At 67.5% G+C, this 22,453-nt stretch carries 17 protein-coding genes and 1 tRNA gene; 7 read left to right on the forward strand and 11 right to left on the reverse strand.

All coding sequences use genetic code 11. The features are described 5' to 3' along the window. The first annotated feature begins 1 nt into the window (after position 1). The gene (locus ACFQRC_RS00525; RefSeq protein ID WP_379956651.1) at positions 2-949 is read left to right on the forward strand and encodes a hypothetical protein; all 948 of its coding nucleotides are present in this window, start codon (positions 2-4) and stop codon (positions 947-949) included. A gap of 558 nt (positions 950-1,507) precedes the next feature. Next, on the forward strand, positions 1,508-6,505 hold the full coding sequence (locus ACFQRC_RS00530) for a putative Ig domain-containing protein (protein WP_379956653.1): 4,998 nt from the start codon (positions 1,508-1,510) through the stop codon (positions 6,503-6,505). A gap of 108 nt (positions 6,506-6,613) precedes the next feature. On the opposite strand, the gene ACFQRC_RS00535 is transcribed toward ACFQRC_RS00530, so the two are convergent. The 6 genes from ACFQRC_RS00535 to ACFQRC_RS00560 all read right to left on the reverse strand — a co-directional run bounded on the left by ACFQRC_RS00535 (position 6,614) and on the right by ACFQRC_RS00560 (position 12,332). After that, positions 6,614-6,689 (reverse strand) — tRNA-Lys (locus tag ACFQRC_RS00535). A gap of 92 nt (positions 6,690-6,781) precedes the next feature. Further along, complete coding sequence (rodA, locus tag ACFQRC_RS00540; protein ID WP_379956655.1) at positions 6,782-7,894, reverse strand: rod shape-determining protein RodA; 1,113 nt, start codon at positions 7,892-7,894, stop codon at positions 6,782-6,784. Next, entirely contained in the window at positions 7,891-9,849 is a 1,959-nt protein-coding gene (gene mrdA / locus ACFQRC_RS00545; RefSeq protein WP_379956657.1) for a penicillin-binding protein 2, read from the reverse strand. Before mrdA ends, rodA begins: the two co-directional genes overlap by 4 nt. After that, positions 9,846-10,361: a rod shape-determining protein MreD gene (gene mreD / locus ACFQRC_RS00550; RefSeq protein WP_379956659.1), complete on the reverse strand. Its 516-nt coding sequence runs from the start codon at positions 10,359-10,361 to the stop codon at positions 9,846-9,848. The genes mrdA and mreD overlap by 4 nt, the downstream gene beginning before the upstream one ends. Next, a complete protein-coding gene (mreC, locus tag ACFQRC_RS00555) occupies positions 10,358-11,272 on the reverse strand; it encodes a rod shape-determining protein MreC (protein WP_379956661.1) in 915 nt (304 codons plus the stop codon). Before mreC ends, mreD begins: the two co-directional genes overlap by 4 nt. Positions 11,273-11,291: 19 nt before the next feature. Continuing rightward, a complete protein-coding gene (locus tag ACFQRC_RS00560; protein ID WP_379956663.1) occupies positions 11,292-12,332 on the reverse strand; it encodes a rod shape-determining protein in 1,041 nt (346 codons plus the stop codon). 147 nt (positions 12,333-12,479) lie between these two features. Between ACFQRC_RS00560 and mutL the strand changes: the two genes are divergently transcribed. Further along, positions 12,480-14,282: a DNA mismatch repair endonuclease MutL gene (gene mutL, locus ACFQRC_RS00565; protein ID WP_379956665.1), complete on the forward strand. Its 1,803-nt coding sequence runs from the start codon at positions 12,480-12,482 to the stop codon at positions 14,280-14,282. A gap of 126 nt (positions 14,283-14,408) precedes the next feature. On the opposite strand, the gene ilvC is transcribed toward mutL, so the two are convergent. Beyond that, positions 14,409-15,389, reverse strand: a complete 981-nt coding sequence (gene ilvC / locus ACFQRC_RS00570) for a ketol-acid reductoisomerase (protein ID WP_379956667.1) — start codon at positions 15,387-15,389, stop codon at positions 14,409-14,411. Next, positions 15,389-16,348 carry a tRNA (adenosine(37)-N6)-dimethylallyltransferase MiaA gene (miaA, locus tag ACFQRC_RS00575; RefSeq protein WP_379956669.1) on the reverse strand — a complete coding sequence of 320 codons (960 nt, stop codon included), beginning with the start codon at positions 16,346-16,348 and terminating at the stop codon, positions 15,389-15,391. Before miaA ends, ilvC begins: the two co-directional genes overlap by 1 nt. Between miaA and serB the strand changes: the two genes are divergently transcribed. Then, on the forward strand, positions 16,341-17,216 hold the full coding sequence (gene serB, locus ACFQRC_RS00580; RefSeq protein ID WP_379956670.1) for a phosphoserine phosphatase SerB: 876 nt from the start codon (positions 16,341-16,343) through the stop codon (positions 17,214-17,216). The two genes, miaA and serB, sit on opposite strands and share 8 nt — an antisense overlap. On the opposite strand, the gene ACFQRC_RS00585 is transcribed toward serB, so the two are convergent. Both ACFQRC_RS00585 and ACFQRC_RS00590 read right to left on the reverse strand, forming a co-directional pair. Continuing rightward, entirely contained in the window at positions 17,213-17,533 is a 321-nt protein-coding gene (locus tag ACFQRC_RS00585) for a hypothetical protein (protein ID WP_379956671.1), read from the reverse strand. The genes serB and ACFQRC_RS00585 overlap by 4 nt on opposite strands. 65 nt (positions 17,534-17,598) lie before the next feature. After that, positions 17,599-18,522, reverse strand: a complete 924-nt coding sequence (locus tag ACFQRC_RS00590; RefSeq protein WP_379956672.1) for an SPOR domain-containing protein — start codon at positions 18,520-18,522, stop codon at positions 17,599-17,601. 186 nt (positions 18,523-18,708) lie between these two features. On the opposite strand from ACFQRC_RS00590, the gene ACFQRC_RS00595 reads away from it, so the two are divergent. Genes ACFQRC_RS00595 through ACFQRC_RS00605 form a run of 3 tightly spaced genes read left to right on the forward strand, consistent with a single transcriptional unit; the run spans position 18,709 to position 21,450 of the window. Beyond that, a complete protein-coding gene (locus ACFQRC_RS00595; RefSeq protein ID WP_379956673.1) occupies positions 18,709-19,425 on the forward strand; it encodes an AAA family ATPase in 717 nt (238 codons plus the stop codon). 16 nt (positions 19,426-19,441) lie between these two features. Next, the gene (locus ACFQRC_RS00600; RefSeq protein ID WP_379956675.1) at positions 19,442-20,068 is read left to right on the forward strand and encodes a hypothetical protein; all 627 of its coding nucleotides are present in this window, start codon (positions 19,442-19,444) and stop codon (positions 20,066-20,068) included. A gap of 17 nt (positions 20,069-20,085) precedes the next feature. Beyond that, positions 20,086-21,450, forward strand: coding sequence for a tetratricopeptide repeat protein (locus ACFQRC_RS00605; protein WP_379956677.1), 1,365 nt, complete (start codon positions 20,086-20,088; stop codon positions 21,448-21,450). 65 nt (positions 21,451-21,515) lie between these two features. Here the strand turns inward: ACFQRC_RS00605 and ACFQRC_RS00610 are convergent, their stop codons facing one another. Then, positions 21,516-22,448: an aspartate carbamoyltransferase catalytic subunit gene (locus tag ACFQRC_RS00610; RefSeq protein WP_379956679.1), complete on the reverse strand. Its 933-nt coding sequence runs from the start codon at positions 22,446-22,448 to the stop codon at positions 21,516-21,518. Positions 22,449-22,453 lie beyond the last annotated feature (5 nt).

A 22,453-nucleotide genomic window follows, 5' to 3' on the forward strand; every position in this document is an offset into this window, starting at 1 on the left:
AATGGCTCGAGGCTCCAACGCGCGCGGCCGCCCCGTCGCCGATCTGGACATCCGGTTCGAATGGCATGGCGGCGACTGGGAGAGGCTGTTCGACGCCCAGATCGAACTGGTGAAGAGCGATGTCGCACGCGCCAAGGCCGAGGATCGGCTGGTCGTCTATCTGAGCTGCCCGATCAGCGCGCGCGGCGGCGGCTATAGCGGCACCAACGTCGATGTCGCCCAGGCCATTCAGCGCCGGCTGCTGGAGCGTTGGGGGGAGGGGGTGTGGATCCTCAATCCCGCCCAATATCAGATGGAATCGCGCGCCGGCACCGGCCTCATGAACATGCATGCCAGGCGCCTCGGCATCGACATCGAGGCGCTGGTCCGCGACCACGGCCCGCCCGGCGGCGGCGATTACATGCGGATGTGGACCAAGGTGCTGGCCGAGAATGGCGAGCAGGTCGGCCGCCACGCCGTCGATCCGCGGCTCGCCGACACCGGACAGTATTTCGACGCTTATTATTTCATCGGCCCCACCGACGTGCAGAAAATGTTTCTCGGCGAAGGCGAGACGCTCACCGCCGGGATCAGCGAATATTTCGCCCGCAAGACCGCCGTCGATCCCGATTTCTGCGACTATTACAGCGTCAGCGGCATCGCTTGGGAGCCCCTCGTTCCGGGCGCCGTCATGGACGCGGGCCAGGCGCGGCTGCGCAATGAATGGCAGCGGCGGCGCAACGACTTCCTCCGCTTCTACCTGTTCCGCGCCGGCGCCAATTACAGCCTCGGCTGCCACGACGAATGGAACATCTTCCTGGGGCTCAACGCGAAGCGCCGGGCGATCCTGGAGAAATCGGATGGGCGCGAGCTGGGCGGCATCGGCGAGCAGATCGCCGGATTCTTCGACGGCCGCCAGATCGATCCGGCCTCGACCGAGATCGGCGTCTCCGGCGGCTATGCGATCTGAAGGGGAGTCATCCGATACGCCTGGCCTCCTGCAATCTCCAGAACCTGTTCGACCGTTCGAAGGTGCCCAACAACGACTGCTGGCTCGACGATCCCGGCGCGGAGGGCACGGAGGAGGATCGGTTCGCCGCCGGGCGGAAGGCGTTGCAGACCTGGGCTCGTGCAAACGGAGTGACCGAGTTGATGATCCCGCGAGATATCAGGCGCCTGGACGCTCTACCCGTATTGGGGACCGGAAAGCTTGATTACGTGAGCATGGAGAAAGCTGCGGCGGTCACTCCGACGCAACCGGCGCCCGAGGCTTGCACTACCTAGCTCTGCCGCGGCCGGTTGAGCAAACGCAAGGGCTTTTCTCCATTGGTTGCGCACGGAGCGCCGATTTGCCGAGCCGCTTCAAGTTTAAGTTTTGGAGGCAGGTACCCTACCGCGCTGGGGCGGGGACAATAATCATGTCTGCGCTGGCTTTTTCCGAAAATGAGAGGATAATCCCTTGTGATTCCGTGGGGAAGCGGTCGCCGCATTCGCTTCGGACTCCAGGCCGGCGCGAGGGGGCTGCTTCATGGCGATCTATGAAGGCACCGAAGGCAACGATATCCTCCGCGGCGCTGTCGGCGCAGACACGCTGATCGGGCGCGGTGGCAACGATATCTATGTCGTCAATCACGCCCGCGACGTTATCGTCGAGCGCGCTGGCGGCGGCATCGATCTCGTCCGCAGCGCGGTCGGCTACGCGCTCGCCGCCGATGTCGAGAATCTGGTCCTCACCGGCACCCTCGCCATCAACGGCACCGGCAATGCGCTCGCCAACAATCTTGCCGGCAACAATGCCGCCAATCGGCTCGACGGCGGCGGGGGCGCCGACCGGATGGAAGGCGGCCGCGGCAACGACATCTATATCATCGATCATGCCGGCGACCGCGTCGTCGAAAGCAGCGGGCAGGGCGCCGACACCGTCAGGGCGTCGATCGACCATGTCCTCGGCGCCAATGTCGAAAACCTCAGCCTGACCGGCGGCGCCGCGATCGACGGCACCGGCAATGGCGGCCGCAACACGATCGTCGGCAATGGCGCCGCCAACGTCCTCAACGGCGGCGCCGGAATCGATCGGCTGGTTGGCGGCGCCGGCGCCGACCGCTTCGTCTTCGATTCCAGGCCAGACGCCGGCAATCTCGACACGATCGCGGATTTCGCCAGCAACGACATCATCGCGCTCAACCGCAAGATATTCGACGGCCTCGACGCCAACGGCCCGCTCGGCGCCGGTGCCTTCCGTCTTGGCGGACGCGCTTTGGATGCGGACGACCGGATCGTCTACGATCGCGCCGCCGGCAAGCTGTTCTACGATGCCGACGGCAACGGCGCCGGGGCGGCGGTGCAACTGGCTCAGCTGCGGCCCGGCACCGCGCTCGGCCGCGGCGACATCGCGGTCTATTTCGAGGATCGCGCGCCCGAGTTGCGCAAGCCGATCGCCGACCAGACCACGAACGCCGGCGAGTTGTGGACCTTCAGGGTGCCGGTCGGAGCGTTCGGCGACCTCGATGGCGACGCGCTGACCTTTCGCGCCGCGCGCGCCGACGGAAGCGCCTTGCCGGGATGGCTTTCCTTCGACGCGGCCACGCGGACCTTCACGGGTACGCCGCCCGCGGGCTGGCCCGGATCGATCGACCTCAAGGTGATCGCCTCGGACGGCAATCGCGCCGTCGCCGACACCTTCACGCTCGAGGAAGTTTCCGAATTTCACTTCAGCCTGGCCGGCAAGAGCTGGGGCGTGGACAGTATCGGCTATACCTTCGACGATTATTATTGGGAGTTCGAAGAAACTTTCGATGAATCGCTGAGCGAGACGGTGATCGTCGCCGGCTTCAACGGCTACATACGCGGCGCGGCGGGGATCAAGCTCGACTTCAGGATGCAGTCGAGCGATTTCGCGGGCGAGATCGACTATGACGTGACGGAACGGGTGTCGCGGCTCGAAGAGGTGATCAACACGAAGCCGTTCGTGACGATCGGCAGCGAGATCGTGGGGGCGGCCGATTTCGGGATCATCGGTGCCGATCCGGCAGGCAATTACGCCCAGCTCTTCATCGGCGCCGAGATCGACATGGGCCTGGGCGGCTATCTCGGCGTCGACATCGACGTCATCGATGAAAGCTTCGACTGGGGGTTCGGCACCGGGCCATTGGGTTTCGGCATTCGCGAGCGAGTCACCGCCGAGGACAGCTACACGCTCGATACGCCTTACGGCAGCCTCACCGTCGCCATTCCGGGACCCGTCAACAGCTCGGGAGGCTATAGCATGAGCGTGGGCGCCTATGGCGGCACGGCGATCACCGCCACGGCGCTCAGCGACCCCTTCCTCAGCGGCACCATCGACCTCAGTGCCATCCTGGCCGAGCTTATCGGCTTGCTGCCGCCGCCGGCCAGTGCCGCGCAATACCTGTTCGAGGAGCATGAGGTGACGCTGATCAGCGTCGCCGAGATCGTGAAGGCCGGCGTTACCTTCCAGGCGATCGATCTTGCCCTCAACGGCAACGTGTCGCTGAAGGAGACCGTCACCGTCGATCCCCGGATGATGGTCACCGCGCGGTCGAGCTTCGGCGAGACATTGACCGGGGTCTCGGGCGAGACGCTCCAATTCACCACGCCCGAGGGCGAGGGCTTTTTCACCGCCGACATGACCTATCGCTCGCAGGCGGTGGTAACGACGGTGATCGCCGCTCATTTCCAAGCCACGTTCGACGCGGCCTTCATGGAGCTCACGATCTGGCAGAGGAACCCGATCCCGGGCATTCCCAATACGGACGACCGGTTCGTGGCATATGACTACGGCACCGAATTGTTCGGAGTCGATATTCCGATCCGAACGGTCACCCAGGTCTTCGACATGCCCGGCGTCGAGAGGGACACGGTGCGGATCGCTTATGAGAAGTTCCGCACCGTCGCCGGATCGGGCGACAATTTCACCTTCACCACCCATCAGACCTTCGCGATCGGCAACAACCGGGCCAACGCCCTGACCGGCAACCGAATCGACAACCGCATCGTCGGCAATGGCGGCGACGACCGGCTGATCGGCCTGCAGGGCGACGACCTCCTGACCGGCGGCCTCGGACTAGACATGTTGTCAGGGGGCGACGGCAACGACGTGATCGACGGCGGCGCCGGCATAGACATTCTCACCGGCGGCGCGGGCAGCGACATCATTCGCTTCGGCGACGGCAACGAACGGATCGGCGACGACCGCGGCAGCGACTCGATCGACGGCGGCGGCGGCGACGACATTCTCACCGACCGGATCGGCGACAACGATCTCTTCGGCGGCGAGGGCGACGACCGCCTGACTTCGGGCGCGGGCGGCGATCTCATCGAAGGCGGCGCCGGCGACGATGTGATGATTGCCGGCGAGGGCCTGAACATCCTTCACGGCGGCAGCGGCGACGACCGCATCGACAGCGGTGACGGCGCCGATTTCGTCACGGGAGGCGACGACGACGATCTGATCGTCGTCGGCAGCGGCGACAACGACGTCCAGGGCGGCGATGGCCATGACAGGATCACTGCCTTGGCCGGCGACGATGACATTGGCGGCGGCGCCGGCGACGACATCATCGCGGCCGGCGCCGGCACCAACTTCGTCACGGGCGGCGCCGGTAATGACGAGATCACCACGGGCGGCGGCAATGACGAGATTGGCGGCGGCGGAGGCGATGATCTCGTCGTCGCCGGGGGCGGGCGCAACAGGATCACCGGCGATGCCGGCGCCGACGTCATTCGCGCCGGCAACGAGGCGAACGACGTCGATGGCGGCGCCGGCGACGACCGCATCGCCGTCGGCAGCGCCGGTGACAGACTGACGGGAGGACTCGGCAACGACGTCATCATCGCCGGCGCCGGCGCCAACCGGATCGATGCCGGCAGCGGCAATGACTCGGTCGTCGCCGGCGACGGCGCCGACCGGGTGACGGGCGGTGACGGCGACGATTCGATCGTCGCGGCCAATGGCGCCAACATTCTCGACGGCGGCGAGGGCGACGACCGGATCAGCGCCGGCGGAGGCATCGATATCGTCACGGGCGGGGAAGGCGACGATCGCATCGAGACCTTCGCGGGAAGCGATCGTATCACCGGCGGCGCCGGCCGCGACTATATCGACGCAGGCGCCGGCAACGAAATCCTGGTCGGCGACGTCGACCCCGCCGATGCCGGATTCTTCGACCTCTTCCGCGATCTAGCCGGCGCCCATGCCGACATCTTCGTGTTCGGCCGCGGCTCGGGCCGCGACACCATCCTCGACTTCAACCTTCGTCAGTTCGAGGTCGGCGGCGTGACGCAGGTCGTGGAAGACAGGATCGACCTGTCCGATTTCACCCAATATCGCAGCTTCGCCGACCTCGGGGTCGAGGAGATACTGGTCGACGGCAAACGCGCCTATCGCATCGCGCCCACCGCCACCGACATACTCATCCTCTACACCAACGTCCTCAACGTCTTCGACGACAGATCCTTCATCTTCGCCACCAGCGGCCGCGACGTCTTCCGCGGCACGTCCGGCCGCGACCTGCTCGACGGCGGCGCCGACGCCGACCGGCTGATCGGGCTTGGCGGCAACGACACCTACCGGGTGGACAATGTCGGCGACGTGATCGTCGAAGCCGAGGGCGAGGGCAACGATACCGCGCTCGTCTATGGCGACTTCGTGCTCAGTGCCGGCGCCCATGTCGAGACCATCAGGGCCTTGTACCAGGAGCAGGCGGTCAACATCACCGGCAACGAGCTCGGCAACGACATCACCGGCAACGAGGCGACCAACATATTGTCGGGCGCGGGCGGCGACGACATCATCCACGGCGGCAATGTCATCTACCTGCAGCTGGCGCGCGGCGACACGCTCAACGGCGGCGGCGGCGACGACCAGCTGCACGGCGGCAGGGCAGGCGACAGGTTCAACGGCGGCGCCGGCCTCGACACGGTGGTCTATTCCGAGACCGCCCGCGTCGACCTCGTCGACCCCGGCGCCAATTCCGGCCAGGCGATCGGCGACAGCTTCACCGGGATCGAGCGCTTCGTCTTCGGCGGCGGCCACGACCAGGCGATCGGCGACGGCACCGCCAACCGGTTCGAGGGCAATAATGGCCAGGACGTGCTCAACGGCGGCGGCGGCAGCGACGTGCTGATTGGCGGCGACGATTATGACCGGCTGATCGGCGGCGACGGCAACGACGTCATGACCGGCGACGGCGGCGACGGCGCCGGCTTCCAGGGCGACGATTTCGAGTTCGCCGTCCCCGGACGTCTCGGCACTATCGACCGGATTCTCGATTTCACCTCGGGCAGCGACCGCATCGTGCTGCGCGGCCCCGATGCGCTTTCGCTCCAATTCGATACCGACGGCATCCTCGGCGCGTTCGAGATCGGCGCGGTGCAGGAAGGAAATGCGATCCGCGTCAGCGTCAATTTCGACGCCGACGAAGCGGTCGAGCTGACCATCCTCCTGATCGGCGCGGCCGGCATCGCCCAGAGCGACTTCCTCCTCATCGACCGGCTCGACGGCATTTGACTTACGCCTAAGGCCATCTGATCCGGGAGCGGTCCCTCGGGGATATCCAACGAGGCCTCGGTCGTGAGATTCGCCCGGCAGACGCTTCGCGCGCCGACATCAAGAAGGTGGTGGACGCACTAGGGCTCGAACCTAGGACCCGCTGATTAAGAGTCAGCTGCTCTACCAACTGAGCTATGCGTCCATGCCGGGAAGGCAATGCGCCGCGGGGAAGGATCGTTCCCCGGCGCGGCGTGCCCGCTAGCATGGGCCGGGCGGCGATGCAATGGCGCAAAATCAGCCGCGCGTCTTGTCCTTGCGGTTGTCGCGGTCGATCGACATCAGCATGCCGAGGCAGATCATCACGGTCAGCATCGCCGATCCGCCGTAGGAGAAGAGGGGCAGGGGGATGCCCACCACCGGCGCCAGGCCCATCACCATCAGCAGGTTGATCGCGAAATAGAAAAAGATGGTCATGGTGAGGCCGGCCGCCGTCAGCCGCTCGAAGCGGCCCTTCGTCTCGAGCGCTACCGCCATGCCCCAGCGGAACATCAAGGCAAAGCACAGGATCAGGAACAGGCCGCCGGCCAGCCCCCATTCCTCGACCATCGCCGGGAAGATGAAATCGGTATGCTGCTCGGGCAGATAATGGAGGTGGCTCTGGGTGCCGTTGAGGAAGCCCTTGCCGAAGAGGCCGCCCGATCCGATCGCGATCTTCGACTGGGTGATGTGATAGCCGGCGCCCAAGGGATCGTCCTCGGGGCTTAGGAAGATCAGCACCCGTTCCTGCTGGTGCGGCATCATGAAGCTGTAGGCGACCGGAATGGCCGCCGCGAACGCCATGGCGCCGCCGACGAACAACCGCAGCGGCAGCCCGGCGAGGAACATGACGGTGAGGGCCGAAAAGCCGAGCAGCATCGTGGTGCCGAGGTCCGGCTGAAGGAGGATCATCACGCTGGGAATGAGGGTGAGCAGCGCCGGCGGCCAGATGGCGTTCCATTTGCGGATCTCGCCGGCGGGGAGGCCGGCATAGAAACCGGCGATGACCAGCACGATGACGGGTTTCATCAGTTCCGAAGGCTGTAGCTGGATGATACCCAGGTCCAGCCAGCTTTGCGCGCCGCCGCGGACCGCGCCGATCACTTCGACGACGATCAGCAGCACGATCAGCAGGCCATAGGCCAGATAGGAGAAGTCCCTGAAGAACTGGGGCTTGAAGTAGGACAGGGTCACGGCCATCGCGAGCAAGGTCGAGAAGCGGATCGCGTGAGGAAGCGCCCAGGGCAGAAATGACCCTCCGGCGGCCGAATAAAGCGACATCCCGCCGAATCCGCCGATCGCGATGATGATGAAGAGCAGGCTCCAGGGCAGCCGGGCAATCTGGGCCGGAACCAGCGATTCGATGCTCATTCGCTGCCCTCGGCCGGGCCGGCCTCCGCTTCGGCGGGCGTCTTGCCCTGCTTGGCCGCGAGCCAGAGCCGGCCGTTGCGCTCCATGCGCTCGGCGATGGTGCCGCCCCAGCTCTCCTCCAGCGCCGTCAGCGCTTCCATCGCCTTGGGCTTGTCGTAGAGATAGGTGAGCACGTCCTTGGCGACCGGCGCCGCCGCGCGCGACCCGCCCATGCCATGCTCGATCACCACCGAAGCCGCGTAGCGCGGGTTTGAGGTCGGGGCGAAGCAGACGAACAGGCCGTGGTCGCGATATTTCCAGTCGCCGCCCTGGCCGCGCTGGCCGGCGGAGATGCGGCGCACCTGCGCCGTGCCGGTCTTGCCGCCCATTTCGATGCCCTCCAGCGGCAGCCGGCTGCGGCCGGCGGTGCCGTTGCCGTTCACGACCTCCCACATGCCCTTGCGAACGATCTCGAAATGCTCGGGCGGCATGTCGAGATGCGGCACGGCGCCTTGGCGGGTCGCGAGCAGCCGCGGACTGACATTCTTGCCCGAGGCGATGCGCGCGGCCATCACCGCCAGCTGGAGCGGGTTGACGAGCAGATAGCCCTGGCCGATCGATGCGTTGAGCGTATCCGACTGGGTCCAGTCCGGCCGCTCGATAAGCCGCGGATTCTGCTTGTACTTGCGCTCCTTCCAGGCGCTGTCCGGTACCGTGCCGTAGCTTTGCGACACGACCGGCAGATCATATTTCTCGCCCAGGCCGAGCCGGCGCGCCATCACCGCGATCACATCGTAGCCGACCCGATGGCCCATCGCGTAGAAATAGGTGTTGCAGCTCTTGGCGATCGCACGATGCATATTCATCGGGCCGTGGCGGCCGAGGCAGCGGAAGAAGCGGTTGCCGAGCTGGTAGCCGCCGGGGCAGCTGACCGTTTCCTCCGGATCGATGCCCGCGCCGAGCAGCGCCATCGCTCCCATCGGCTTGATCGTCGAGCCGGGCGGGTAGAGCGCGCTGAGCGACTTGTTGACCAAGGGGCGCCGCTCGTCGTCGGACAGCATGCCCCATTCGTTGCGGCTGATCCCGTCGGAAAAGCTATTGGGATCGAAGGACGGCATCGACGACATGGCGAGGATGTCGCCGGTGTGACAGTCGAGCACGATCACCGAGCCCGATTCCGTGCCGAGCCGGCGCGCGGCATAGGTCTGGAGGCCGGCGTCGATCGCCAGCGGCAAGGTGCCGCCGCTGGTGTCCGGAACGGTGGCGAGCTCGCGCACCAGCCGGCCGCGCGCGGTGACTTCGAGCCGCTTGGCGCCGGGCTTGCCGCGCAGCCTCTTTTCCATCGTCTTTTCAAGACCGTCCTTGCCGATCTTGAAACCAGGTGTGATGAGCAGCGGATCCTTGCCCGTGGCTTCATATTCTTCCTTGTTGGCGGTGCCGACATAGCCGACCAATTGGCCGACCGCGGCGCCGTCCGGATAGAAGCGGCTGAAGCTCCTGAGCGGCGCCACGCCGGGCATTTCGGGCAGGCGCAAAGTCACCGCCGCATATTTGTCGAAGTCGAGATTCTCCGCGACCGGCACGGGCTGATAGCCCGCCGCTCGGCTGAGATCGGTGCGGATCCGCTCGACGTCGTCGGCGGAGAGGGCGAGCAGGCGGGTGAGCTCGGCGATCACGCGATCCGACTCCTTGAGCTGGTCCGGAATGAGGTCGATCCGATAGTCGCTGCGGTTGATCGCGATCGGCTGACCATGGCGGTCGACGATCCACCCGCGCCTCGGCGGCACCAGCACGAGCTGGAAGCGGTTGCTCTCGGAAAGCAATTTGTAGCGTTCGTTCTCGGCGATCGACAAATAGGCCATGCGTCCGGCGATCAGCGCCGCGACACCGCCCTGCATCGCGCCCAGCACCAGCGCCCGCCGCGTGAAGCTGTGGCCCTGGGAATTTTCGGTGACGAGAGGGATTCGGCGTCTCATCGCGACAAGCGCCACCTGTCGAGCGCCAGCACGATATGCGCGACCAGCGGGAAGGCGAGGATGGACGCGACGAGCTGCGGCACCATCACCGAAAAAGCGGTCTCGCTTCCCATCAGCTGGGCGATGAACCAGGCGCCGAACGTATAAAGGATTACGGCGAGCGAGGCGAAGAACCAGTCCATCCAATAGTCGCGGAACAGCATCCGGCTGTCGAGCACGTCGAAGGCGAGGAAGGCGATCGTCCACAAGGCGACCGACTGGCCGAGCGGATGGCCGCCCACCAGATCGTTGAACAGGCCGAGCGGGATGGCGATCAGCACCGACCACATTTCGGGCCTGAGCAGCCGCCAGGCGATCAGCACCAGGAAAGCGAAATCGGGGACGATGGGCGAGCTGGCGACGATCGGCAGCAGCGCCAGCAGGCAGGCCGCGACCGTGGAGGCGACCGGCACGTAGCGGCGCCGGAGGGTCTTGGCGAGCATGTCGCCGGAGGTGAGGGCGATGCGGCTCACGGTCTCGCCGCCGACGCCGAGGCCGGCAAAGGCGGCTGGGCGGGCAGGGTCGCCGCCGGGTCGCGCGCCGCCGGCATGTAGATGTTCTGGACCATCGCGAAATCGATGCTGGCCGGGTCGGCGAGCGGGCGCGCCAGCGTCTCGTCGCGCTTGACCGAAACGACCATCGCCACGGGGACACCGGGCGCGTAGATGCCGCCGACGCCCGACGTGACGAGGATGTCGCCGCGCCGGAACGGATTTTCGCCGAGTTCCAGCGGCTTGAGGTCGATCGTGCCGTCGCCGCGGCCCGTCGCCATCGCGGGGGTGCCGTCGCGCGCGAGCCGGACGGGCACGTTGTTGGCGCCATCGGTGATGAGCAAAACGCGCGAGGCATAAACGCCGCTCTCGACGATGCGCCCGATCAGGCCCTCGGGCGCGCGCACCGGCTGCCCGATGCGGATGCCGTCGCCGCTGCCGACGTCGAGCGTGGCCAGCCGGCGGCTGGAATCGAACGTCGAGGTGACGATGCGCGCGATCGCTACCTCATCGCTCATCTCGCGTGACAGCGCGAGCAGCCGCTTGAGGCGGTCATTCTCATATTCGATGGCGCGCGCCTCGACGAGCCGCGGATGGAGCTGTTCGAGCTCGCGCTTCAACTCCGAATTCTGGCCCGCGGCGCGGAAATAGCCGCCGATCCCGTCGATGCCGTCGGCGACACCGCGCACGACGCCGCGCCCGCCGGCGCTGATCGGCGTTGTGATGTCGAGCGCCACCCCGCGCAGCGCGTTGAAACCCTTGGGGTCGGCGATGGCGACGACCAGCAGCAGGATCGCGAGCAACACCCCGCCGACCGCCGCGACATAGCCGAGGAACAGTCCATATTGCGCCCGACGGGAAAATCCGGGGCGCCGAGACGAAGGCGGCGCCATGAGCTGCTCCCGGCCCCGATCAGGCCGTGGTCAGGACGCCGCGGAAGATCTCTTCCTCCAGCGCCCTGCCGGTGCCCAGCGCGACGCAGGTCAGGGGATCGTCGGCGACCGTGACCGGCAGCCCGGTTTCGTCGCGGAGCACTTCATCGAGGCCCTGGAGCAGGGCGCCGCCGCCGGTCATGACGATGCCCTGGTCGACGATGTCGGCGGCAAGCTCGGGCGCGGTATTTTCCAGCGCGATGCGGACGCCCTCGACGATCGTGCCGACCGGTTCGGCGAGCGCCTCGGCGATCTGGCGCTGGTTGATGGTGATTTCCTTAGGCACCCCGTTGACGAGGTCGCGGCCCTTGATGTGGACAGTGAGGCCGTCGCCGTCGGCCGGCGGCTTGGCGATGCCGACCTGCTGCTTGATCCGCTCGGCGGTCGCTTCCCCGATCAGGAGGTTGTGGTTGCGGCGGACGTAAGAGGAAATCGCCTCGTCCATCTTGTCGCCGCCGACGCGCACCGAGGTGGTGTAGGCGAGGCCACGGAGCGAGAGAACCGCCACCTCGGTGGTGCCGCCGCCGATGTCGACCACCATAGATCCGATCGGCTCGGTGACCGGCATGTCGGCGCCGATCGCGGCCGCCATCGGCTCCTCGATCAGCCAGACCTGGGATGCACCGGCATTTGAGGCTGCGTCGCGGATCGCGCGGCGCTCGACCGAGGTCGAACCCGAGGGCACGCAGATCACGATCTCCGGCCAGCGCGGGAAGCGGCGCTTGCCATGGACCTTCTGGATGAAATGCTTGATCATCTGCTCGGCGACGTCGATGTCGGCGATGACGCCGTCGCGAAGCGGACGAATCGCTTCGATCTGATCCGGAGTCTTGCCCATCATCATCTTGGCGTCCTCGCCGACCGCCTTGACCTTTTTGACGCCGTTGATCGTCTCGATCGCGACCACCGACGGTTCATTGAGGACCACGCCGCGGCCGCGGACATAGACGACGGTATTGGCGGTGCCGAGATCGATCGCCATGTCGTGCGACGGGAACTTCAGAAAACGGAATAAGGACATTGGGACGGGTTCTCGCTTCCTCGCAGGCGCGGCGCCGGGCCGGGGCCGGTTCCGCCAGTGTCGTCTCTATAGGGTGCCCCCGCGCGCCGCGTCCACAAAACAGTTAACGCCTCGCGGGAGCGCGCCGATTGGTCTAGAGCATCCCCCATGTCAATACGTCGCCTTCCTGAACATCTCGTCAATCGCATCGCCGCCGGTGAAGTGGTCGAAAGACCAGCCAGTGCGTTGAAGGAATTGGTGGAAAACGCGGTCGACGCGGGCGCTTCGCGGATCGCCGTGACCCTGGCCGGGGGCGGCATCGACAGAATCGAAGTGGCGGACGACGGCTGCGGCATGAGCCCCGCCGACATGGCTCTCGCCCTGGAGCGCCACGCCACCTCCAAGCTGCCCGACGACGCGATCGAACAGGTCGTGACCCTGGGGTTTCGCGGCGAGGCGCTGCCGTCCATCGCCAGCGTCGCGCGACTGCGGATCGAGAGCCGGATAAGGGGAGCGGACGGCTGGGCGCGTACTGTCGACAACGGAAGGCTGGACGGGGAGGGGCCGGCGGCGCTTCCGCCCGGCACGCGTATCACCGTCGAGGATCTGTTCGCCAGGGTGCCCGCCCGTCGCAAGTTCCTGCGCTCGCCCCGCTCCGAATATGCCGCCTGCCTCGACGTCGTGAAGCGGCTCGCCATGGCCCGGCCCGATATCGGCTTCAGCCTCGACCATGACGGTCGCCGCGCGCTGTCGGTTCAGCCCGGAGAGGACCGGCCCGCGCGCGTCGCCGGGCTCACCGACCGAGGCCTGGCTGAGAACAATGTCGGCATCGATTACGAACGTGGCGGCGCCCGTCTCGGCGGCGTGGCGGGTCTGCCCACCTTCAATCGCGGCGTCGCCGACCATCAATTCCTGTTCGTCAACGGCCGGCCGGTGAAGGACCGGCTGCTGATCGGCGCCGTCCGCGCCGCCTATCAGGATTTGCTCGCCCGCGACCGCCACCCGATCCTGGCTTTGTTCATCGAGCTTCCCGGCGACGAGGTCGACGTCAACGTCCACCCGGCCAAGACCGAGGTCCGCTTCCGCGATCCCGGCAATATCCGCGGCCTGATCGTCGGCGGCCTCCGCCACGCGCTGGACGCGGCCGGCCACCGCAGCGCCCAGCGCTCGAGCGCGGCGGCGCTGGGCAATTGGACGACGTCCGCCGACCCACTTCGTCATTCCCGCGAAAGCGGGAATCCCGCTTCCTTCTTCCGACCATTCGCGCAGAGCGATCTTTCCAATTTCGCCGGGGTGACGCAGGGCTCGGTCTGGGACCGCCACCAAGGCTATTCCCCTCCGCCCCAGGCCCGCGCCGAAGCCGCCGTCGACGCGCCGCCCGAAGCCACCGCTTTCCCCCTGGGCGTCGCCCGCGGCCAGGTCGCCGCCACCTATATCGTCGCCGAGGCCGAGGATGGGCTTGTCCTTGTCGATCAGCACGCCGCCCACGAGCGCCTCGTGCTCGAACGGATGCGCAAGGCGATGGCCAATGGCGGAGTCGCCCGCCAGGCCCTGCTCCTTCCCGAAGTGATCGAGCTGGACGAACCCGCCTGCGACCGCCTCGAAGCCCGCGCCGCGGAGCTTGCGGAGATGGGCCTGGAACTGGAGCGCTTCGGCCCTCGCGCCATGCTGGTCCGCGCCACCCCCGCTTTGCTCGGCCAGGGCGACATCAAGGGCCTCGTCACCGACCTCGCCGACGAGCTCGCCGCCTATGACGAGGCGCTGTCCTTGAAGGAACGCCTCGACCACCTCGCCGCGACCATGGCTTGCCACGGATCGGTGCGGGCCGGACGGCTGCTGTCGGTAGCCGAAATGAACGCTTTGCTCCGCGAGATGGAGGTCACCCCTTATTCGGGCCAATGCAACCACGGCCGGCCGACCTGGGTGAAGCTCGGCCACGGCGACATCGAGAAATTGTTCGGGCGGAAGTGAAGCGGCGTGGAAGGATCGAAGCGGCTCCGTCATTGCTAGCGCAGCGAAGCAATCCACAAAAGCGCCGGCGCCCTTCTGGATTGCTTCGTCGCTTCGCTCCTCGCATGACGATCGAGGCGCCCGTGGCTAGGATTTGAGAGCGCGCAGCCTTGCCCCGACAGCTTCGATCGGATGCGCCGCCGCCTTGGCCCGCGAAGTCTTCAGGAGCGGATATCCGCTCTCAGCATCGGCGATCAAATCCTTGACGAAGCTGCCATTCTTCACTTCGCGCAATATGCGGCGCATCTCGGTGCGGGTGTCGGCGGTGATGATGCGGTCGCCGCCCTTCAGCGCGCCGAATTCGGCGGTGTTTGAGATCGTCCAGCGCATGCCGGCGATGCCGCGCTGGTAGATGAGATCGGCTATGAGCTTCAATTCGGTAAGGCATTCGAGATAGGCGACTTCCGGGGAAAAGCCCGCCTCGACCAATGTCTCGAAGCCGGCGTGGATCAGCTCGGGTATCGCGCCCCACAGGACGGCCTGCTCGTTGAACAGATCGGCCTCGCATTCCTCGGCGAAGCTGGTCTCCAGCATACCGACCCGGCCGCTGCCGAGCGCGGCCGTGTAGGAGAAAGCGAGGGCGCGCGCCGAGCCGGTGGCGTCCTGGTGGACCGCGAACAGGGAGAGGAGGCCGCCCCCTTGCAGATATTCGTCGCGCAGCGCCGTGCCCGGCCCCTTGGGCGCGGCCAGGACGACGTCGAGATCGGCGCGCGGCTCGACCAGGCCGAAATGGATGGCGAGGCCGTGCGCGAAGACGAGGGCGGCGCCTGGCTTCATATGCGGCGCCAGTTCGTCGCGATAGACGCGCGCCTGCTCCTCGTCCGGGAACAGCATAACGAGGATGTCGGCCCATCGGGCAGCCTCGGCCGGCGTCATGACGTCAAAGCCGTCCGCGCCGGCGCGCCCAGCGCTGGGGGAGCCGTCGCGGAGGGCGATCCGCATTTGGGAGACTCCGCTGTCGCGCAGGTTCAGCGCCTGCGGCCGGCCCTGATTGCCGTAGCCGAGCACGGCGATCCGCTTGCTCCGGACCAGGTCCGGGTCGGCGTCGGCGTCGAAATAAACCTGCATCAGATCCTCGTCATGGCGTCGAGTTCGGCTAGGGCATTCGCCATCCCTTCGCAATCGAGCGGCGCCGTGAAGCGGGGCCAGTCGGCCGGAGGTTGGCGCGAGAACCAGGTATATTGGCGCTTGGCATATTGGCGGGTGGCGATGCGTCCGGCGGCGAGCGCCTCCTCGCGCGTGACCCGCCCCGCGAGGAAGGCGGCGATTTCGGGCACGCCGATCGCCCGCATCACCGGCAAAGCGGGGTCGAGTTCGCGGGTGAGGAGGGCGCGTACCTCGGCCAGCCCTCCTTCGCTCATCATCGACTCGAAGCGGCGGTCGCAGCGCTCAACCAGCCAGTCGCGCGGCGGCAGCAGGACGAGCGGCGCGAGACAAACCTCGTTCGCGATGCCGCCGACCTTCTCCTTCTGCCAGTCGCCCAGCGGCCGTCCCGTCGAACGCACCACCTCCAGCGCGCGGGCGACGCGGGTCGTGTCGCTCGGCCGCAGCTTCTCCGCCGCCGCCCGATCCTCGGATCGAAGCGCCTCATAAGCCTCCGCCACCGGCAAGGCCCGCACCGCCGCGCGTATGTCCGGATCGATCGGCGGAACCGGCGCGATGCCGTCGAGCAGGATCCGCAAATAAAGGCCCGTTCCCCCTACCAGGATCGGCAGGCGCCCGGCGTCGCGAGCCGCGCGGATCGCCGCCTTGGCGTCTGCCCCCCAGACCGCCGCGGAAAACGGCTCCGCTCCGTCGCGATAGCCGTAGAGGCGGTGCGGTGTCCGCGCTTCCTCTTCCTTGGTCGGCCGCGCCGAGACGATATGCAGGTCGCGATAGACCTGGGCGCTGTCGGCGTTGATCACGACGCCATGGTGCCGCTCTGCCAGCGCGAGGGCGAGAGCGGACTTGCCGCTGGCGGTCGGCCCCGCGATAAGCGCGACCCTTGTCTTGTCCGGCCCCGGCGGCGAAGAGGATTCGATGTTCATCGCCACCCTGATAGCAGCCGAGCGGATTTCGAGCGGCGATATTTCCGCCGCCGAAGACGCATTGCGCGCCCGCGGCATCGAGGCGATGGGCCGCAGCTGGATCGAGGAGGACGTGGCCTGCGACCTGCTCTTCTCCGCTGATCCCGCCACCGCCCGCGAGGCCCTGCAAGGGCTTGTTCCGGGCGCCGATCTCGTCGTCCAGGGCGAAGCGGGGCGGCGCAAGCGCCTTCTCGTCGCCGACATGGATTCGACGATGATCACGGTCGAATGCATCGACGAACTCGCCGATTATGCGGGGCTGAAGGCGGAAGTCGCGGCGGTAACCGAGCGGGCGATGCGCGGCGAGCTGGATTTCGAGACGGCGCTGCGCGAGCGCGTCGCGTTGCTCAAAGGGCTCGACGAAGCGGCGGTCGATCGCTGCCACGAGGAGCGGGTGCGCATCACGCCGGGCGCGGAGGCGCTGGTCCGGACGATGCGGCGCGAGGGCGGCTATTGCCTGCTCGTCTCGGGTGGTTTCTCGCGCTTCGCAGACCGGGTCGCGGGCGCGATCGGCTTCGACCGGGCGGTCTCGAACGCTCTGCTTTTCGAGCAGGGCCGGCTGAGCGGCGTCGCCGAGCCGATCGTCGGCGCGAAGGCCAAGCGCGACGCGCTGGTCTACGCGGCGGCGTCCCAGGGCGTGAAGCTTTCCGACGTGATCGCGATCGGCGATGGCGCCAACGACATCCCGATGCTGGAGGCGGCCGGGCTCGGAATCGCTTATCATGCCAAGCCCAAAGTGGCCGCGGCGGCCGACGCGCGGATCGACCATGGCGACCTTAGCGCCTTGCTGTTCGCGCAGGGTTATGCGCGGAACGAGTGGGAAAGCTAGGCGGCCGGGCTGCTCATGTCGGCGGTGATCGCGGCCAGCGCGAAGGCGACCGAATGTTCGCCGCAATCGAAGCCGATGGCGATGCCGTCGTCGGCGAAGGAGCGGACGATGCCGGCGATCGCGCCGGCTTCGGGATGGTGGAGCTCGACGCCGGCGCCGAGCGGCGGCCGGGCGTTGGTTTCGAGGAAAGCGCCGGTCGCGGAGACGTCGCGCAGCGCCGCCGGCGTCGGCAAATCGGCGATTAGCACGCACATCGGCCGCCGCCGCCACCGCGACGCCATCGCCGACACGCTCACATATTTCCGTCTTGCCGCCATCGAACATGCCCCCGGGGCGATACGCGCCCCGAAGCAAGGCTAAACGGCCGGTAACGAAAAAACCGTTAAGGCGCGACGGTGAAGCAGCCTTGCCCCGCGGCCTTGGCCGATGCGCATAGCCGGTCGGCGGCGGCGCGATCGGCGAGCGGGCCGACCCGCAGACGGGTGAACTTTCCGGCCTGTTCGTAAGTAGGCTGTAGCCCCGATAAGGCGCCGATCTTCCGGCTGAGCGCCGCCCATTGGCCGCGCGCCGCCTCGGCGCTGCCATAAGCGCCGAGCTGGACCCGCCAGCGGCCCGACGGGACAGGGGCCGCCGGCTTCGCTGCCGGAGCGGCGCGCTTGGCGGCGGCCACGGCGGCCCCGGCGACCCGCCCCGGCTTTGCCGCCGGCGTGGCTGGCCTGGAAGCCGCCGCCGCGGGCGCCCCCGTCGCCATTTGCCGCGCGAGCGCCACGCCCTTCTGCCGCTCGGCGAGCGGAATGAACTTGTCCATCTGCGACAGGCTGTCGGCGGCCTGGGGCAGGCCCGCCGCCGCCGCGCGCGTCATCAGCGCATAAGCGCGCGGCCAGTCCTTGGCGACCAGGTCGCCGTTGAACAGGGAGGTGCCCAGGACATATTGGGCGCGCGCGTCGCCGCTGTCCGAGGCGAGCCTGATCCACGGCAAAGCCTTGGCGCGCTGGCCTTCCTGGAAGAGGATGAGGCCGAGATTGGCCTGCGCCTGATGGTGGCCCTGCTGCGCCGCTTTTTCGTACCAGCTCTGCGCGATCCTGAGATCGGACGGGACGCCGCGGCCGAGCTTGTAGGCCTGGCCCATGTTGAACTGCGCGTCGGCGTCGCCTCTGTCGGCGAGCGGCCGCCATTCCCTGACGGCGCCGGCATAATCGCGGGCCTCCCACGCATCGACTCCCGCCTTGACGTCGGCGGCGGCGGGAACCGCGCCGATGCCGGAAATCAGCGCCGCGACGAGCATGTGCCGACCGGAAAAACGCATCGAGAACCTCCCCCAGGATGACTTCAGACAGGCGCGGCTGCCTAGCGCCGAAACCCTTAAGGCGTTCTTTACATTAAATTCAGCGGCTTCGCCACGGCCGCGCTTTCGGGCCGTCGATGTTAACCAGATTTTAGCAGCACAAGGTGCAATCCTCTTTGCCGAAGGACCGCGATCCGAGGGGAAATCATGCGCGTTTTGGCACTGTCGTCTCAAAAAGGTGGATCGGGCAAAACCACCCTGTCCGGCCATCTGGCCGTGCAGGCGCAGCTTGCCGGATACGGCCCGGTTTGCCTGATCGACATCGATCCGCAGGGTTCGCTCGCCGACTGGTGGAACGAGCGCGAATCCGACATGCCCGCTTTCGCCCAGACCACGGTCGCGCGCCTCGGCGCCGATCTCGAGGTGCTGAGGCAGCAGGGCTTCCGCCTCGCCGTCATCGACACGCCGCCGGCCATTACGATGGCAATTCAGAGCGTCATCCAGGTCGCCGAACTGGTCGTCATCCCGACCCGCCCCAGCCCGCACGATTTGCGCGCCGTCGGCGCCACGGTCGATCTGTGCGAGCGCGCCGGCAAGCCGCTCATCTTCGTCGTCAACGGCGCCACGCCCAAAGCCAAGATCACCTATGAAGCCGCCGTCGCCTTGTCGCAGCACGGCACCGTCGCTCCGATCACGCTCCACCACCGCACCGATTTTGCCGCCTCGATGATCGACGGCCGCACCGTGATGGAGGTCGATCCCAAGGGCAAGTCGGCCGCCGAGGTACGCGAGCTGTGGGAATATATCTCCGACCGGCTCGAAAAGAATTTCCGCCGCACCGTCTTTTCCGCCCCGGGCGGGATCGCTGCGCACGCGGTGCCGCGCCCCGCGGCCGGCTTCGGCCGCCGCGTGGTGGGCCAGTAGGATGGGGGGCGGTCTGATGAGCGAACCCAAGCCCTTCGCCTCGCTGTCGTCCGGCCTGCTCGCGCGCAAGGGCGCGGCCAAGCCGGCCATGCGTCCCCAGGGCTTCGGCCAGATGGGCATGGGGGTCGAGGATCTCGGCTGGAACGACATGGGCTATGCGCCGCCGGCGCCGGCTCATGACTATCAGGACGAGCTGCCCGAGCGGGTGCCGAGCAAGATATCGGCGCTGACGCCGGCGCCCAGGGCGTCCGACGACCCCGACGCCGCCGATGGCGCGGACCTGCCGCCGCCGCCCGTCGTCGAGCAGCAGCGCGCCATCGAAGCCAGCTTCGCCGCCGACGAGGTCGACGAGACCGAAGAGCAGGAAGTTCAGGTGCCGATGCGCAAGCCGCAGGCGCGCAAGCCGGCGGACGTCGTGACCCTCCCTGCGCGGCCGCGCGAAAGCGCCGGAAGCAAGGCCAAGGCGGCCTTCACCCTCCGGCTCGACGCCGAGCGCCATTTGCGGCTCCGGCTCGCCTGCGCGGTCACGCACCGCTCGGCCCAGCAGATCGTATCCGAAGCCCTCGACGATTTCCTCGATGCGCTGCCCGAACTCGACGCGCTGGCCCAACAGGTGCCGGCCAAGCTCGGGAAGCGGCGCTGACAAGCGGAGTGACCAAGATGAACAACAATATGGCAGTGAAGCTCGCAGCCTCGACATTGGTGATCGGCATCACCATGGTCGGCTGCAAGCCGTCGGCCGAGATGTATCGGCCGGCGACTTTGTCGGCCTCGGCTCCGCGCGCCGACGTGGAGGCGGCCAAGCATTTCGCCTCGGCCGAGGACGCATTGCGGCTGGGCAAGCTCACCGACGCGCTCGCCTTCACCGAGCAGGCGGTCGAGCTGTCGCCCCGGGACGTCGGTTATCGCATGCTGCTCGCCGACCTCTATCTCAGGAACGGCCGGTTCGTATCGGCCGAGACCAGCTTTAAGGACGTGCTGGCGCTCAATCCGGGCAATGTGCGCGCCTCGCTCAACCTGGTGCTGACAGAGATCGCGCTGGGCAGGACCTATGCCGCGACCGCCCGGCTCGACGCCTTGGCCGAGACCGCCGCGCCCGGCGATGTCGGCCTCGCCTTCGCGCTCGCCGGCCAGCCCCAGCGCGCGATCGATCTGCTCGAGCCCGCCGCCCGCGCGCCCGACGCCGACGGCCGCGTCCGCCAGAATCTGGCGCTCGCTTATGCGCTCGCCGGCGACTGGCTGAAGGCCCGCACCACGGCGGCGCAGGACGTCTCGCCGGCGCTCATCAGCGAGCGGATGGAGCAATGGGCGGCGTTCGCCCGGCCGGAGGCGAGCTGGACGCAGGTCGCGAGCCTGCTCGGCGTGACTCCGGTCGAGGATGCCGGCCAGCCCGTTCGCCTCGCGCTCGCTCCCGAGCCCGATTCGATCGGCTTCGCGCAAGCGGCGGTCGAGATCGAGCAGCCCATCGAATCCGCGCCGGCGGACTTGGCGTTCGCCGCACCGCCCGAGCCCGAACACGCCGTCATTTCCGACCCCGAACCGGTCGCCATGCCGGAGACCCATTATGCCGAGGCCGTGCAGACCCTGATTGAAGCCCAGCCGGCGGTGATCCTCGCTTCCGCGCCGGTCGTCGAGGCTCCGGTATCCGCCTTCGTTCCCGCCAAGAAGCCGCGCATCGCCGGCCGGTCGGAGCGGATGGAAGAGGTGAGGGCGGCGCTCGGCGCCACGCCCAGCCGTTTCGTCGTCCAGATCGGCGCGTTCAGCACCGCCGCCAATGTCGAGCGCGCCTGGGTCCAAGCCATGAAGGCCTATCCGGGCGCTACCGAGCGCGTGCCCCTGAGTACCACGGTGACGATCCCCGGCAGGGGCAAGTTCCATCGCCTCTCCGTGTCCGGCTTCGATACACGAACGGAAGCGGTGAGCCTGTGCGGCAGCATCCGCGCCAAGGGCGGCGCCTGCTTCGTGCGCGAGACCGCAGGCGATGCGCCGGTGCGCTGGGCGTCGCGTTACGCGCGCACCGCCTGATTCAATCTCGCTGATCCCTCGCGAGGGCGGCGGCCAGGCCAAGGGCCGCCGCCGCTAATCGCGCTTCAGCTCCGCCCCGGCCGCGTCAGCACGTCGAGGCAGGCCATCCGCACGGCGACTCCGAGCTCGACCTGGTCGAGGATCGCCGACCGCGTGGCGTCGTCGGCCAGGTCGCCGTCTATCTCCACGCCCCTGTTCATCGGCCCGGGATGAAGGACGATCGCTTCCGGCGCCGCGTGCCGGAGCCGGGCGTGCGTGAGGCCATAGAGACTGTGATAATTGCCCAGCGAGCGGGCCAGCGCCTCCTCCATCCGCTCGCGCTGGATGCGCAGCATCATCACCACGTCGACGCCCGCGATTGCTTCGTCCATGTCGGTGAAGGCAGCCACGCCTTCCGGCAATTCATCGGGGAGCAAAGATCGCGGTCCGACCACCCGCACTTCGGCGCCGAGCGCGGGCAGCAAGCGCAGGTTCGATCCCGCGACCCGGCTGTGCCTTATGTCTCCGCAGATGGCTATTTTCAGGCCCTCGATCCGCCCCTTGCGCCGCCGGATGGTGAGCGCGTCGAGCAAAGCCTGGGTCGGATGCTCGCCGCGGCCGTCGCCGGCGTTGATGACCGGGCAATCGACGACCTCGGCGACCTGGCGCGGCGCGCCCTGGCTTTCGTGCCTGACGACGAGGATGTCGGGGCGCATGGCGTTGAGGGTGCGCGCCGTGTCGATCAGGCTCTCGCCTTTCCTCACGCTCGACTGCGCGACTTGCATGTTGACGACCTGCGCGCCCAGCCTCTTGCCCGCGATCTCGAACGAGATGAGGGTGCGGGTCGAATTCTCGAAGAAGATATTGACCTGGGTGAGGCCGGCGAGCCGATCGTCCTGCCGGCGCGGCCGCCGGTTATACTCGACCCACTGCTCGGCCTCGTCGAGCAGAAAAAGGATGTCGTCGGCGGATAGCCCCTCGATGCCGAGGAGGTGGCGGTGCGGGAAGGACGTGGACATCAAGC

Origin of the sequence: Enterovirga sp. GCM10030262 (assembly GCF_042666435.1) — a bacterium.
GTDB lineage: Bacteria > Pseudomonadota > Alphaproteobacteria > Sphingomonadales > Sphingomonadaceae > Allosphingosinicella.